At 36.6% G+C, this 14,065-nt stretch carries 21 protein-coding genes; 10 read left to right on the top strand and 11 right to left on the bottom strand.

Annotated features, from left to right (window positions below):
• The 5 genes from CYP54_RS06825 to CYP54_RS06805 form a co-directional block, all read right to left on the bottom strand.
• The coding region (locus tag CYP54_RS06825; protein ID WP_141108517.1) for a DUF945 family protein at nt 1-348 on the bottom strand (348 nt) is incomplete at its 3' end.
• On the bottom strand, nt 345-911 hold the full coding sequence (locus CYP54_RS06820; RefSeq protein WP_103604678.1) for a DedA family protein: 567 nt from the start codon (nt 909-911) through the stop codon (nt 345-347). The genes CYP54_RS06820 and CYP54_RS06825, both read right to left, overlap by 4 nt.
• The gene (locus tag CYP54_RS06815; RefSeq protein WP_103604677.1) at nt 911-1,507 is read right to left on the bottom strand and encodes a lipid-binding SYLF domain-containing protein; all 597 of its coding nucleotides are present in this window, start codon (nt 1,505-1,507) and stop codon (nt 911-913) included. Before CYP54_RS06815 ends, CYP54_RS06820 begins: the two co-directional genes overlap by 1 nt.
• 9 nt (nt 1,508-1,516) lie before the next feature.
• Nucleotides 1,517-3,070, bottom strand: a complete 1,554-nt coding sequence (gene rny / locus CYP54_RS06810; RefSeq protein WP_103604676.1) for a ribonuclease Y — start codon at nt 3,068-3,070, stop codon at nt 1,517-1,519.
• Nucleotides 3,003-3,635, bottom strand: a complete 633-nt coding sequence (locus CYP54_RS06805) for a 5-formyltetrahydrofolate cyclo-ligase (protein WP_103604675.1) — start codon at nt 3,633-3,635, stop codon at nt 3,003-3,005. Before CYP54_RS06805 ends, rny begins: the two co-directional genes overlap by 68 nt.
• A 49-nt stretch (nt 3,636-3,684) precedes the next feature.
• Here CYP54_RS06805 and CYP54_RS06800 point away from each other — a divergent pair, with 49 nt between their 5' ends.
• Genes CYP54_RS06800 through radA form a run of 4 tightly spaced genes read left to right on the top strand, consistent with a single transcriptional unit; the run spans nt 3,685 to nt 6,853 of the window.
• Nucleotides 3,685-4,317 carry a TlpA family protein disulfide reductase gene (locus tag CYP54_RS06800; RefSeq protein WP_103604674.1) on the top strand — a complete coding sequence of 211 codons (633 nt, stop codon included), beginning with the start codon at nt 3,685-3,687 and terminating at the stop codon, nt 4,315-4,317.
• Nucleotides 4,317-5,183: a signal recognition particle-docking protein FtsY gene (gene ftsY, locus CYP54_RS06795; RefSeq protein ID WP_103604673.1), complete on the top strand. Its 867-nt coding sequence runs from the start codon at nt 4,317-4,319 to the stop codon at nt 5,181-5,183. The genes CYP54_RS06800 and ftsY overlap by 1 nt, the downstream gene beginning before the upstream one ends.
• The gene (locus tag CYP54_RS06790) at nt 5,176-5,538 is read left to right on the top strand and encodes a VanZ family protein (protein WP_103604672.1); all 363 of its coding nucleotides are present in this window, start codon (nt 5,176-5,178) and stop codon (nt 5,536-5,538) included. The genes ftsY and CYP54_RS06790 overlap by 8 nt, the downstream gene beginning before the upstream one ends.
• A complete protein-coding gene (radA, locus tag CYP54_RS06785) occupies nt 5,513-6,853 on the top strand; it encodes a DNA repair protein RadA (RefSeq protein ID WP_103604671.1) in 1,341 nt (446 codons plus the stop codon). The genes CYP54_RS06790 and radA overlap by 26 nt, the downstream gene beginning before the upstream one ends.
• Nucleotides 6,854-7,000: 147 nt before the next feature.
• Here radA and CYP54_RS10170 read toward each other — a convergent pair whose 3' ends face one another.
• From CYP54_RS10170 to fliL, 3 genes are all read right to left on the bottom strand, one after another.
• Nucleotides 7,001-7,828 carry a Cj0814-related protein gene (locus CYP54_RS10170; protein ID WP_103604670.1) on the bottom strand — a complete coding sequence of 276 codons (828 nt, stop codon included), beginning with the start codon at nt 7,826-7,828 and terminating at the stop codon, nt 7,001-7,003.
• Nucleotides 7,829-7,972: 144 nt separating this feature from the next.
• On the bottom strand, nt 7,973-8,317 hold the full coding sequence (gene acpS, locus CYP54_RS06775) for a holo-ACP synthase (protein ID WP_103604669.1): 345 nt from the start codon (nt 8,315-8,317) through the stop codon (nt 7,973-7,975).
• Nucleotides 8,314-8,850 carry a flagellar basal body-associated protein FliL gene (gene fliL / locus CYP54_RS06770; RefSeq protein ID WP_087580705.1) on the bottom strand — a complete coding sequence of 179 codons (537 nt, stop codon included), beginning with the start codon at nt 8,848-8,850 and terminating at the stop codon, nt 8,314-8,316. The genes acpS and fliL overlap by 4 nt, the downstream gene beginning before the upstream one ends.
• A 58-nt stretch (nt 8,851-8,908) precedes the next feature.
• Between fliL and ybaK the strand changes: the two genes are divergently transcribed.
• Nucleotides 8,909-9,391 (top strand): Cys-tRNA(Pro) deacylase, encoded by a 483-nt coding sequence (gene ybaK / locus CYP54_RS06765; protein WP_103604668.1) that lies wholly within the window; start codon nt 8,909-8,911, stop codon nt 9,389-9,391.
• Here the strand turns inward: ybaK and CYP54_RS06760 are convergent.
• Both CYP54_RS06760 and CYP54_RS06755 read right to left on the bottom strand, forming a co-directional pair.
• Nucleotides 9,380-10,366, bottom strand: a complete 987-nt coding sequence (locus CYP54_RS06760) for an SAM-dependent methyltransferase (protein WP_103604667.1) — start codon at nt 10,364-10,366, stop codon at nt 9,380-9,382. The genes ybaK and CYP54_RS06760 overlap by 12 nt on opposite strands.
• The gene (locus CYP54_RS06755) at nt 10,363-10,971 is read right to left on the bottom strand and encodes a trimeric intracellular cation channel family protein (protein ID WP_103604666.1); all 609 of its coding nucleotides are present in this window, start codon (nt 10,969-10,971) and stop codon (nt 10,363-10,365) included. The genes CYP54_RS06760 and CYP54_RS06755 overlap by 4 nt, the downstream gene beginning before the upstream one ends.
• Before the next feature lie 117 nt (nt 10,972-11,088).
• On the opposite strand from CYP54_RS06755, the gene CYP54_RS06750 reads away from it, so the two are divergent.
• Nucleotides 11,089-11,751, top strand: a complete 663-nt coding sequence (locus tag CYP54_RS06750) for a lipid-binding SYLF domain-containing protein (protein ID WP_103604665.1) — start codon at nt 11,089-11,091, stop codon at nt 11,749-11,751.
• 91 nt (nt 11,752-11,842) lie between these two features.
• Here the strand turns inward: CYP54_RS06750 and CYP54_RS06745 are convergent, their stop codons facing one another.
• The gene (locus tag CYP54_RS06745) at nt 11,843-12,052 is read right to left on the bottom strand and encodes a hypothetical protein (protein WP_002942234.1); all 210 of its coding nucleotides are present in this window, start codon (nt 12,050-12,052) and stop codon (nt 11,843-11,845) included.
• Nucleotides 12,053-12,202: 150 nt separating this feature from the next.
• Here CYP54_RS06745 and CYP54_RS06740 point away from each other — a divergent pair, with 150 nt between their 5' ends.
• The 4 genes from CYP54_RS06740 to CYP54_RS06725 all read left to right on the top strand — a co-directional run bounded on the left by CYP54_RS06740 (nt 12,203) and on the right by CYP54_RS06725 (nt 14,059).
• The gene (locus tag CYP54_RS06740; RefSeq protein WP_054196789.1) at nt 12,203-12,649 is read left to right on the top strand and encodes a Fur family transcriptional regulator; all 447 of its coding nucleotides are present in this window, start codon (nt 12,203-12,205) and stop codon (nt 12,647-12,649) included.
• Nucleotides 12,650-12,749: 100 nt separating this feature from the next.
• A complete protein-coding gene (locus CYP54_RS06735) occupies nt 12,750-13,073 on the top strand; it encodes an HMA2 domain-containing protein (RefSeq protein ID WP_103604664.1) in 324 nt (107 codons plus the stop codon).
• Entirely contained in the window at nt 13,066-13,716 is a 651-nt protein-coding gene (locus tag CYP54_RS06730) for a ferritin-like domain-containing protein (protein ID WP_103604663.1), read from the top strand. The genes CYP54_RS06735 and CYP54_RS06730 overlap by 8 nt, the downstream gene beginning before the upstream one ends.
• Nucleotides 13,717-13,747: 31 nt before the next feature.
• Nucleotides 13,748-14,059 carry a hypothetical protein gene (locus CYP54_RS06725; protein WP_258033685.1) on the top strand — a complete coding sequence of 104 codons (312 nt, stop codon included), beginning with the start codon at nt 13,748-13,750 and terminating at the stop codon, nt 14,057-14,059.
• The last annotated feature ends 6 nt before the right edge of the window (nt 14,060-14,065 follow it).

Below are 14,065 nucleotides of genomic sequence, written 5' to 3'. Positions count from 1 at the left end.
GTTTTTAATCATATCGTTTTGGATAGAAATTTTTGAGTCTATTTCAAAGCCATCTATAAAAGCAAGCGCTGTATGAGAAATTTCATTTTCTACTTTAAAAACCAAATCCTCATTTACATTTTTACCAAATATATTTTCCAAAAGATCTTTTGAAACACTAAAATCAAATGATCCTTTTGAGCCAAAAAATCCTTTTTTATAATTATTATTAGAAATTTTAAAGCCCTTGATATTATTTAGATCATTCACTATCCTTTGATAGTTTTTCTCCACCTCATTTGAAGCAAAATAAACCGCTCCAATGGCTACCACGATAACTACGATTAAAGCAGATATCACCTTTTTCATGCTTTTCTCCTTTTTGTAATATGTTGTAAAAAAAACCAAATTCCAAGTAACAAACAAACCATGGCAATAGGCATAATATATCCATGCTCACCAAGATAGTAGCTTGCACCTACAAAATAATCACCCGCTTTAAAGCTGGCAAATCCGATAATGATCGCCCAAAGCACTGACGAGATCAAATTTATAATACTAAATTTATAAAATGAATACTTCGTAAGTCCAAGTGCGATAGGAACCAAAGTTTTGACGCCGTAGATAAATTTCTTGATAAATATTATCTTATCGCCGTGTTTTTTAGCCAAAATTCCTGCATAAGCAAGCTTTCTTTTATGATTTTTGATATAAGGCATAAGTGAGTTTTTATTAAATCTTGCGACATAAAAAATTAGTGTGTCACCGATTGTATTTGCCACAGCAGCGATAATTATACTAAGAGTGATATCCATCTTGCCAGCAAAACTTAAAATTCCAGCGGCGATTAATGCAACCATGCCACCACCAAGACTATAAAAAAACAATACAATATAGCCGTATGTTGAAACTGAGCTTATGATATCTTGCATTAATCTCCTAAAAGTTTAGATGCAGAGGCTATTAGCTGTTCATAGGCATAGCCACTTTGCTTTAAAATTTCTTCTCTTGCACTGATGACTGCTCCACCAAAGCTAGCTCCCGCAAAGAAACCATCATTTGTGGCATATGCGTAAATATCACTTGAAAATTTAAAATCGCTTACTTTGCTGTAATTGCGTCCAATGTCACCAAAAGCTACTGAAAGCTTTGTATCAAGCGTGATCTTGGCATCTTTAATATCGTGGATAATGCTATCTTTAAATATAAAAAGTACAAGTGAACTATCTTCATAACCAAGCTGTATACCGATACTGCCGCCACTTATGCTAACTGGTAAAATTTCACTTGGCGAGTTAATGTTGCCAACAACCATAATGCCATCTCCACCCATACCACCAACTACAAAACCGACCTTTTTAATACTTGGAAAGATGATCGTTGCTTTTGACTGCTCGATTAGCTCTTTTATAGGAGCGTTTCTAGCGCCTCTCATCGTTGTTATAAACGAGTTTGCCGAGTCTAGCACGAGCTCCTCGCTGGCAAAGCCAATTGAGAAAAATAATAAAATTGAAAAAAGAAATTTCATATCTTGCCGTTATTTTGCAAAATCAACAGCACGAGTCTCTCTGATGACGCTTACTTTTATCTCGCCAGGATACTGCACCTTGCTCTCGATCTCTTGAGCTATCTCTTTTGCTACAAGTACGGCCTCGTCATCGTTTATGAGCTTAGCGTTTGCTATGACGCGAATTTCACGGCCTGCATTTATTGCATAAGCTTGCTTGATGCCATCTTTACTTTTTGCGATGTTTTCGATCTCTTCGACACGCTTTAGGAAGCTCTCAAGCACCTCACGCCTTGCACCTGGACGAGCCGCACTTAGTGCGTCAGCTGCGCAAACAGCCGCACTTTCTATACTTGTTGCCTCTTCGTGGCCGTGGTGAGCGTAGATAGCGTTGATAACTACTGGATGCTCTTTGTAGCGTTTGCAAATTTCAGCTCCAAGATCAACGTGGCTGCCCTCATACTCGTGAGTTAGCGCCTTGCCGATATCGTGAAGTATGCCAGCTCTTTTTGCAAGCTTCTCATCTCCACCACACTCAGCTGCAATGATGCCAGCAAGGTGAGCTACTTCAAGGCTGTGAGCCAAGGCATTTTGACCGTAGCTCGCTCTAAATTTAAGCTTGCCTATTAGTTTTACGATCTCTGGATGAATTTTATTTAGACCAAGATCCATGACGATGTTTTCGCCCTCTTCTTGTATGCTTTGCTCAAATTCTTCAGTCACTTTTTTGTGAAGGTCTTCTATCCTAGCAGGTTGGATTCTTCCATCCTCTACCAAAAGCTCGATCACTCTTGTTGCGATCGCACGTCTGTAAAGGTTAAAGCTGCTTAAGATGATCGCATGAGGCGTGTCGTCGATGATGATATCAACGCCAAGCACCATTTCAAGGGTCTTGATGTTACGTCCTTCTTTGCCAATGATCCTACCTTTTAGCTCATCGTTTTTAATATTTACGACATTTATCAGACGCTCAGCCGCAAATTCTCCAGCAAATCTTGACGTGGCCTGCGCCAAGATATAATTAACCCTCTTTTTGGCTTCTCTTTTTGCTTCTTCTTCATACTTTCTAACTATATGAGCGATATCTGCACGAGATTTTTCCTCAACCTTTTTAAGCACCACTTCTCTAGCTTCTTCCTCTGTTAAGCCAGCAGCATGCTCAAGAACTCTAATCGCCTCTTCTACTTTATTTTGGTAAGTAGCCTTTAAATTTAACCCCTCTTCGTAAGTGGTCTTTGCATCTTGCTTATCCTTTTCAAAAAGCTCTTTACTTTCGTTTAAAAGCTCTTGCTCATTTAGCAAAATTTTCTCTTTTTTGGTTAGTTCATCAAATTTACTCACATACTCTTTTTGAAGCTTTGTTGTTTTGTCATCGTACCTTTTTTTAGCCTCAAATTCAGCCTCTTGTACTGAAATTTTAGAATTTTTAAGCGTTAGCTCAGCTTCATACTCAATAGCTTTTGCCTTTGCTTTTGCTTGTTCTAAGAATATGTTGTAGTTTGCATCATTTATCTTTTTAGCGTATAGATACCCTGCTCCAACGCCCGCCACACCGGCTCCTAAGCCTATTAAAACCTCTATCATTTATTCCTCTTTTTATATAATTTTTGTTTGGGGTTATATAAAAGTCTGCTACCACGTCTTGTGCATTTGAAAGCACATCTTTGGTATAAAAGTCTTTTATCTCAAGAAAAACTATCCGTTTTGGCTTAATAGGCAAAGAGTCAAAAAATCTATCATAAAATCCTTTTCCATGCCCTATCCTAGCCATAGCTCCATCAACCCCAATCGCTGGAACTACCGCCATATCAAGTCTAACATTATCCATTTTTTTGCCAGATGGCTGTCTGACATTAAATTTATAAGTTATAAATGGTAGTCGCAATCTTACCATCTTTAAGCTAAGACCTACCATAAAAGGGGCAAAAATTTCACATTTATGTGATAAATTTCGCCTTATTTTAAGCACATCAACTTCGTAGTTAAGTGGCAAATAAAACAATACTTTCTTAGAATTTGTAAAATTTATCAATTTCAAAAGCGTTTTCGTAGCTTTATAGTGCGAGCATTTGGCCTTAAATTTAGTAAGTTTCATTAAATTTGCTCTTGCATTTTTTCTAAATTCATTTTTTTCTAAATTAACGCTCATTTTATGCTCTTTCTTGTATAATCCTGAAATCTTATTCAAAAGGAAATTTATGACATTAAAACGAGCAATTATAACATCACTTTGCATTTTTGCATTTTTTGGATGCGGCGACGAGAACAAGCAAAAAAACGAGCAAAATACAAGCGAACAAACGCAGGGCAAAATTTTAGATAAAAATGCCAGCAAAGATGAAAATTTAAGCAAAGACTCACTCACTCCAAAAATGAGTGAAAGTGTCCAAGATAGCGAGATAAAAGAGATAAATCTAAAGCTGCTAAGTGGCACAACTATGCAGATTACAAAAAGAAGCAATGGTTTTGACGTAAAAGATGGTAAAAAAGCAACTCTTTACGTATTTTTCGCCACTTGGTGTCCACCTTGCAAGGCCGAGATCCCTCACTTAAATAACCTAAGCGAGAAATTTAAAAACGAGCTAGATATCGTTGGGGTACTACTTGAAGATAAAAGTGAAGATGAAGTAAAAGATTTTGCTCAAAAATATAAAATAAAATACGAAGTCGCGGTCGGCGAGGGAAATTTTTTATTTGAAAAAGCGATGGGTGGCATAAAAGGCTTGCCTGCGTCAGCACTTTTTAAAGCAAATGGCGACTACGTTCAAGGCTACATCGGTCTTGTACCTGAAGAGATGCTTGAAAATGACATAAATAGGGCAACAAAATAATGCTTGACTTTCTAAAAAAAGGCCTTGAGAAGACTTTTGGAGCGATAAGCTCAGCTAAGAAGTCAAAAAAGATAGACAAAGAGAGCTTAGAAGAAATTTTACTAGAAGCTGATGTTGCATACGAGATCGTGGAAGAAATTTTATACTACTTACCACCACAAGATGAAGTTGACAGAGCTGATCTAAGACGTGTTATGAGTAGCTATTTTATCTACGAAAACGAGCGTGTGATTGAGCCTGATAAGCCATTTGTCGATCTCATTCTTGGCGTAAATGGTGCTGGTAAGACGACAACGATCGCAAAGCTTGCAAATTTATATAAAAATAATGGCAAAAGCGTCATTTTAGGCGCTTGTGATACATTTAGAGCTGGAGCGATCGAGCAGCTGCGCCAGTGGTCAATTATGCTAAATGTGCCAATAGTCGCCACACAGCAAGGTCACGACCCTTCGGCTGTTGCTTACGATACGATTAGCTCAGCCCTTGCAAAAGGTATCGACCGAGTCATCCTTGACACAGCCGGCAGACTTCAAAACCAGACAAATTTAGCAAACGAGCTAGAAAAGATTGTTCGTATTAGCAAAAAAGCTTATGAAAAAGCGCCACATCGTAAAATTTTGATTCTTGATGGCACGCAAGGTAACGCCGGAGTTGCGCAAGCGAAAGCATTTAACGATATTGTCTCGCTTGATGGTGTCATCATCACAAAGCTTGATGGCACCGCAAAGGGCGGAGCGCTATTTGGCGTGGCAAGAGAGCTTGAGCTACCTATATTTTATATAGGCGTTGGCGAGAGCATGGATGATATCATCAAATTTAACCCAGATGAGTTTTTAGACGAGCTAATGGACGCCATTTTTGAGTAGGGTAAAATTTCTTAGTAAAATTTGCTTTTTCGCTGCTCTTTTGGCAATTGATTTTCTTGCATTTACTCCAAAAAGTCCCACGATCATCGAAAATTCGTGGGATAAAGCAAATCATTTTTTAGCTTTTTGCGTCCTATACATCCTGCTCTATTTTGGCTATGAGTTTAAAATTTTAAAAAATTTAGCCCTACTTTTAGCCTTTGGCGTGCAAATAGAGCTCGTTCAAGCATTTTTACCAAACAGGAGCTTTAGCCTGCTTGACATAGTAGCTGATATGATCGGAGCAGCTTTTGGAGTGATAGTAGTTGAAATTTTAAAAAGGATAATTTATGGCAAAAGCAAAGCCAGTTTTTGAGTGTCAAGCCTGCGGTAATCAACAGGCAAAATGGCTAGGTAAATGCCCGCAATGTGGAGCTTGGGATAGCTTTGTCGAGCTTAGCCAGCAAGAGATAAAGATAAGCAAAGAGATAGCAAAAAGCACCGGAGCACCTAGCAAGGCTGTAAGCATCGACGAGGTAGAAATTCAAAATTTTACGAGATTTAGCACCAAAGATAGTGAACTCGACCTCGTTCTTGGTGGTGGCGTTGTCGAAGGCTCACTAGTTTTAATAGGCGGCAGCCCAGGCATCGGCAAATCAACCCTGCTTCTAAAAATCGGCTCAAATTTAGCAAAAGACGGTAAAAAAACGCTTTATGTAAGTGGCGAAGAGAGTCAAAGCCAGATAAAAATGAGAGCCGACAGGCTAAATGCTGTGGATAAAAATTTATACCTACTAACTGAAATTTGTCTAGAAGATATCCTGCTAGAGGTGCAAAAAAGCGACTACAAAGTGCTAGTAATCGACTCTATTCAAACGCTTTATAGCCAAAACATAAGCTCAGCTCCAGGCTCGATCACACAGGTTCGCGAGATCACATTTGAGCTGATGAGACTTGCAAAAAGCCAAAATATCTGCGTTTTCATCATCGGTCATATCACCAAAGAGGGCTCGATCGCAGGGCCAAGAGTACTTGAGCACATGGTCGATGTGGTGCTTTATTTTGAGGGTGACGCGAGCAGAGAGCTAAGAATCTTGCGTGGGTTTAAAAATCGCTTTGGCTCAACGAGTGAGGTTGGCATATTTGAGATGAGTCAACAAGGGCTCGTAAGCGCAAATGAGGTCTCAAGTAAATTTTTCACACGTGGCGGAGCGATGAGTGGCAGTGCGATCACCATCATAATGGAAGGTTCAAGGGCACTTAGCATCGAAATTCAGGCACTCGTTTGCGAAAGCGCCTATCCAAAACGAAGCTCGACTGGCTTTGAGAGAAACCGCCTAGATATGCTGCTCGCACTTCTTGAGCGAAAGCTAGAAATTCCACTTGGACACTACGACGTCTTCATAAACGTTTCAGGTGGCGTTAAGATAAGCGAAACTGCGGCCGATCTAGCCGTCATTGCAGCGATAATCAGCAGCTTCAAAAACCGCCCTATCAGCAAGGACAGCGTATTCATCGGCGAGCTAAGCCTAAATGGCGAGATAAGAGAAATTTTCAACCTTGATCAGCGCCTAAAAGAGGCAAAAACACAGAAATTTAAAAATGCGATCATCCCAAACAAGCCACTTGACACGCAAGGACTAAAATGCTTTTACGCAAAAGATATCACGCAAGTGCTTGAGTGGATGTAAATTTTCCTTACCAGCGACTTGATATCAATACTTTGATGGGGCTAGGCCATGTTTTTTGAAATTTATCTTTTGTATAAGTCTGAGAGCATCTATGCTTTTTCTTTGAAATTTAAATTATAAAAATTCCATTCTTTGCTTATAAAATACCTATGCTCTCTTATCCACTTTAAGCTTTGCCACTTTTTCTAAAATTTCAAACATACTCTTGCCACTATCAAATTCACTCTTTATAAATTTATAAAGCTCTTTAAATCTCTCATCAGCTTCAAGCTTATAGGTGTGAGATTTTTTAGTAACTTGTATAGGTATAAATTTCTTCTCTCTGGCGTTGTCTTCTTTTTCAAGGTTATCTATATTCTGAACACCTTTTTCGTTTAGCTCTTTTAATATATTAACAGCATTTTTAGCATCTTCGCCAGATAAAGTTATATTAAACCGCTCTTTTAGTGCATATTTAGCCCACTCCTCTTTAAACTCATCAACGCTCATATCACTATCAAGCAGATCAATAGTCCTTGAGTTTTGCATAAATAGCAAATCGCTATCGCCACGATATTCATTTAAAAATTCATTTACAGTGTATGGGGTATCTCTTAAAATTTTTGGCTTATCGTTGTCTGGTTTTGCTTGCTGACCTTGTATATATTCAACAAATAAACCCTTGCTTTCATTTATGAAATTTTTAAGATCTGATAACTGCTCGCTTGTAAAATCAGGATCATAGCCTCTAAGCTTTCCTATGATAGTGACTTTTGCTTCATCACCTTTTGTAAAGCCAGATAGCGGATATATGTGCCTATCATAAGCCGCAGCTTGAGCTTTTCTATCAAGCCTTGCATATTTAGGAAAGCTCATACCATATCCCATATCGTTACTAAGTATCTCGTTTATATCATTAAATTGAAAGCCCATCTCTCTTGCTATGTTTTCTCTTGAGAGATAGTTAGTAGTTGAGAGGTTATTAGAAATTTGCATTTTACTATCCTTAGTTTCTTTAGCTCCATTAAATCTTAATTAAAGATATCGTCTTTTCTTTAAAAAATTTTATAAAAATACGTTTTTTAAATTTATCAGAAGTAGTTAAAAGAAATTAAAAAGCTTTATAAAAATGCATAAATTTCAGACAATCATCACTGTAGCTAAGGCAAATCCGCCGTCGTGAGTTATGCTAAGGCTTGCTTCTTTGATATTAAAATTTGTATAAATTTTTGGGCTAAATTTTATCTTTGGTGCATTTCTTGCGTCTTTACTGAGCATAATGTCTAAAAAGCCACACTCTTTGCTGATGCCCACACCAAGGGCTTTGCTAGCTGCTTCTTTGGCCGCCCAAAATCCAGCCAAAGTCGCATCATTTTTTGCTAGCGCGATCTCATCATCACTAAGAAATTTTTTTAAAAAAAGCTCGCCGTGACGAGCCTTTAGTCTTGAAATCCTATCTATCTTAACGATATCGATGCCTATCATTGCACCACAAAATCAGTAAAAAATATATTTTTTATGTAGCCATCATTTAGCACTTCATTTAGCTTGCCGACGATCTCGTCTTTTAGCCTATCCTTGCCCTTTGCGGTGCTGACTTCTTCGTAAGTTTTAGAAGAGAGCGTTCTTATGATGATATCTCTTAAAAGTGCCTTTTTCTTATCAAGCTCAGGAGTTAGCAACTCATCGCTTTGCTCCATATCGATCTTAGTTTTAAGAAATCTTGAGCCATTTTCGCTAAGCAAATTTACAATGAACTGATCAAGCGGATATATCGGTCCCATATTTGAATAGTCGTTACTACCATGCTTTGTCTTATTTTGAGCTGGCATGGACTGCGTTTGAGTCTGAGCTGGTGCTTGCATCATGTTTGCCTCTTTTGGCTCGTCAGAACTAAGCATCAAAAACGCGACTAGCCCTCCAATAACTAGCAGCAAAACAAATATTGCAATGATAATTATCATTAATGCACCATTGCCACCTTTTTTTGCTTTTTTCTCTTCAACTTCTTCAGCCATCTTTCCTCCTTTAAGTTTTGGCTATAATTATACAAAAAATTCACAAAAATGAGAAAAGATGATACATAAAACAAATGCTGCCAGGCTCTTAGACAAGCTAAAAATCGAATATGAAATTCTTGAGTATGAAGTCGATCTAAACGACCTTTCAGCTGTTCATGTAGCACAAAGCACAAGCCAAGATATAAAGCAAATTTATAAGACTATCGTTTGTGAGTGTGAGCCTAAAAATTTTGTCGTTGCCTGTGTACAAGGTGATCTAGAGCTTGATCTAAAGGCGCTTGCTCACGCATGCGGAGCAAAACGCTGCGAGCTTATAAATTTAAAGGATCTAGAAAAAATAACTGGCTATATTAGAGGTGGCTGCTCGCCACTTGCTATGAAGAAGCATTTTGCGACTTTTATAGACGAACGCGCTAGAGAGCTTGATTACGTGCTTGTAAGTGCTGGAGTGAGAGGCAAACAGATCAAAATAGCACCAAATGATCTTTTAAAAGCTTGTGAGGCCAAATTTGCACCTATCGCTAGGCTAGCTCTTTAAAAACTCTATAAATTTAAATTTCTCTCCCAAAAACTCAGGCGAAAGCAGAAATTTTGCTTGTTTAGCTGCATTTTCGTAGGCTTGCTTGCTACCTTTTTCAAGTACTAAAGATAAAATTTCATCTATACCAAAATCACAAACTAAAGCTTCATTTTGTTTTTTAAATTTAAGCATCAAAAAGCCAGCCTCACAAAAAGCCTCTTTTACTTGCTTAAAGCAAAGACTATATGTTAGATCCGAGTTTTTAAAATATGGCTCGAGATCTGAAATTTCAAATAAAGAAAATACTTGATGATCTTTAAAAACTCTTAGACTAAAATCATTTTTTGGCTCAAATTCGCCGTAGTCAAAGCTTAAAAATCTCACCTTTTTTGCCGCATTTGCAAGCTGGAGTGCAAATTTGGCGTAGCTAGTTGATATCTCGCCCTTTTTTATGCCAAATTTCTTTGCAAGAGTTAGTAAGTTTTGATCTGCTTTTTGCCAGTGAAATTTTAGATCACTATCCACAAAAAGCATATTTTGCCCATCTATCACCTCGCAGCTAAATGCGTCAAGCAGCTCATTTGATATGACAAAAATTTCATCAAACGAGCACTCGCCCAAATTTTCATAGTGCCCTACTCTAACCTCGTCGCCAAAGCGTTTTTTAAATGTCTCAAGCTGTTTTTTGCGTAAAATTTCATGAGGCTCAATGATAATAAACTCTAAATTTTTTAAGATCTCTGGCTCGAGTGTAAAAATTCCTTGAACAAAATCAGCTAGCATTTCACCTGAGTTTGCGCCGATCTCCACAACCTTACAAGAGCTAGAAATTTCGCCTTTTCTAAGCAGCTTTAAAAAGTAGTTTGCAAGGCAAGCACCAAAGAGATAGCCAACGCTTACATTTGTATAAAAATCGCCCTTTTTGCCGATATCTACGCCGAATTTATAGTAGTTTTCATTGGTCCAGATATCAAAAAACTCGCTAAATTTCATAGATCAGGTAGCTTCCAGCCTCTGTAAAACGCAAACATCCTAACCGTAATGCCAGCAGCAAGCAAGAGCATAGTAAAAAATATATTGGTAAGACCTAGATGATATAGCACAAAGTAAGCAAGCCCCACACCAAGGCTTATCGTGCCGTAAAGTCCAGTGCGTAAAAACCATGGAATTTCATTTAGCAAAATATCTCTTAAGATACCGCCGCCAACACCATTAAAAAAGGCGATCATCATCACACCAAAGATATTGTAGTTATACTCAATGGCAACCATCGCACCAACGATCGAAAAACAGACAACATCGATCGCATCTGCGAAAATGAATACAAATTTTCGCTCCAAACCTTCTCTTTTTATGTGTAAATTTGCCACTCTTGAAACAATCAACATAAAAATGACAACGCTTACTGGCATATAGTGCGTGAACGAATAAACTGCCCTACCAACGAGCATATCACGTACAACACCGCCTCCAAGTGCAGTCAAAAACGCAGACAAAAAGACACCAAGCCAGTCGCACTCTTTTTTTAATGCAAATAAAAAGCCACTAAGTGCGGCAGATGCGATACCAACATATTCTACAAAAAGTATTAAGCTCATATTTTTTCCTTAAAAATGTTATTTTATAATGAAATCTCATAAAAGCTCATTAATAATATTTTTACCATTGGTTTATTTTAGGCTATAATGGCAGAAAAATTTATACAAGGAAATTTGATGAAAAGACTTTTAACTCTGCTTTTAATAAGCTCATTTTTTGCGTTAAACTTAAACGCCGATGTGATTCAAAATCAAAAACTAAAAAATGCTATAAATATTTTAAACGCTTTTGGTGCAAGAAATTTAAAGCCAAATACTAAATTTGAAGGCATTAAAGCGATTGCCATTATCCCAGACGTCGTAAAGGCAGGCGCTGTTGTAACTGGTTCAAAAGGTAAAGGCATATTTATCGCCAAAAACGACGATGGTGAATGGTCAAGTCCATTTTTTGTAAATTACACCTCCGGAAGTATCGGATTACAACTTGGATATAGCTCAGCTGATATGGTGATTTTGTTTAAAAATTCAGAAGCCTATGCAAATTTATTTAATGCAAAAGATACAATCAGCCTAAAAGCAGAAGCTACTGGTGGCGTTGGTAATGAAGTAGCGATCACAAGTGATTTGCCTGAAATTTCAGCATTTGCTGAGGAGCGTGGCAAGACAAGTGGTGCTTTTGTAGGCGTTAGCTTAGATGTGGCAAGGCTAAAAATAAATAGACAAGATACAAATGATTACTATGAGCGAATGTATGATTTTGAGAATATCTACAATAATAGCCCAAAAGCTAGTAAATATACTCTCAAATTTAAAGAAATAATCTCAAAATACTTCTTATAGCTCAAATTTCTTGGCTCATTAAGTGGGTCAAGAGCTCTTTTTATTTTTACTTTTTTGATTAATTTTATAGAAGTTATGGCTTAGCTTTTTACTAAACCATAAATAGTGAAACAAAGCGTTTTTTAGGGATTGGAGAAAATTGAGTCATATACTCAAACGCTTCTTCGTAATCGCCATCTGTATATTGTGCAACTTGTTCGATAAGCTCGTAAAGCTCCTCATCGTCCATAGAATCAAAACTGCCTCTATTTTCTAAAACCTCTAACAAAACGGCGTCTAATTCAAGCTCGTCGTAAGTCATTTTATTCCTTAATTTTGATTTAAAAAATGCGACACTATACCAAAACAATCTTATAAAATACTTTACTTGAAATTCGTAAGAAATTTTATGCTTTTTTTATAAGTAAAGTTGTAAAATCCTTATATTCATTATCATTTTAGTTAGGTTTTTGTGGATAATTTTGAACTATTTTATAAGCATTTTAAAGAGTTTTTAGAAGCCTTTGGGCAGAAAAGCTCAGAGTTAAAAGAACAAATTTTGCATGTACTTTTCATTAGCAACTCTCATCTAAGTGCTCAAGAAATTTCTTCAGAAATTTACAAAATCCACAAGAATGAAATTTCAATGACATCAATTTACTCGTTTTTAAATTTTCTCGAAATGCATCATCTTGCAAATTGTTTTGAAGAAAATGGAGTAAAGAAATTTGAACTAAATTTAAAATCCTCGCACGATCATTTGATATGTGAAATTTGTGAAAAGATAGTTGATTTTGAAGATGAGATGATAGAGCAAAGACAAGAGCAAATTTGCAAAGAAAAAAATTTTAGCGAGCAGTCGCATACGATGATACTTTATGGTATTTGCAGTGATTGCCAAGAAAAAAATGGAAATTAAATTTTATCATTTCATTTTACTTTTTGATAATGAAAGACAAAAAAATTTCAGATTTATTTAAGCTATGAAATAGATAATACGCAATTAAAAAAGGATGAAAATGGATATAAAAACACAGACTTTAGCACAAGTTGCAAGCTATTTTTCAATGATAGCTCACACAAACGGCAGACTAAGAGTAAGAGTTAGCCCAAAGATAAAAGAGCTAAGTAACAGCGTAAATTTAGCTAGCCTAAATGATGTGATAGCTCAAATAAATGGTATAAAAAATGTAAAATTTAACAAGCTAATCGGCTCTGTAACGATCGAATATGATCATGAAATTTTTCCAAAAAACCTTTGGGAAGATCTTTTAAAAGGGCAAAATTTGGAAGAGATTTCAACTAGAGTAAATGAAGTTGCAAAAGAAGTGAAATATGCTTAATGAACTTTTAAATGCATCATATACCAGCGAAAAGAATGCACTTAGCTTATATGAAAATTTAGCTTCGTTTGGTGATATTTTTAACGATATCGCAAATATCAGAAAAAATGCGATCATCTTGATAGAAAAATTTGCAAGCACACATGATTATGAGCTTGCTTGTGAAAATGAAGCTATATTTTTGCCGGCAAAAAATAAAGAAGATGCGCTGATACAAACTTTAAACTATGAGTTAGAGCTAAATAAAATGTATGAAAAATTTTGTGAAAGCTTAGATGACGAGGAGCTAAAAGATCTATTTTTTAGACTTTGGGCTACTTCAAATAACGAATACATTGCCTCTTTAAAGCAACGCTTAAAAGAAATTTATAGTGGCTGTGAAATAAAAAATGAGCTAAATTTAAATGAAATTTCACAAAATTTTGAGCAAAATGGCATAACAAATATTTTAGAAAACTATCAAAATGACTTTAATGAGATAACTAAAAGCTTGCAAAATATCGCAAGCGGCAAGGCTGATAAAAGCGAGTTAGCAAAGATAACTAATAATCCAAATTTCTCGTTTTTTAGCGGACTTGCGCTTGGGGCATTAGGCATTTCAGTAGTTAGTAAAAATTTTAATAAGGATGAAGAAAATGAATAATTTACAAAATCAAACAAAGAAAGGATTTAAAATGGCATTACCATTTTTAGCAGGTTTAGCAGTAGGCGGTTTAGCAATAGCTGCTTGGAATAAAAGAGATAAGATCAAAGAGTACGCCCAAGATGGCTTTGATAAAGGCAAAGAGGCTGCAAAAGATCTTTACAAAAAAGGTAAAAGCGTTGCAAAAGATGCAAAAGACTTTATAGCACAAGAAGAGAAAAAAGCAAAACGTGGTGCTGAAAAAGTAGAAAAAGAGGCTGAAAAAGTGGTAAAGAAAACAAGAAAACCACGCGCTAAAAAGCCAGCTACTCCAAAAGCTATCACACCAAACGATATAGCATAAGGATAG

Source organism: Campylobacter concisus, from assembly GCF_002914005.1.
GTDB lineage: Bacteria > Campylobacterota > Campylobacteria > Campylobacterales > Campylobacteraceae > Campylobacter_A > Campylobacter_A concisus_N.
The sequence above is the reverse complement of the archived record's forward strand: the minus strand, read 5'-3'. Positions and strand labels throughout refer to the sequence as shown.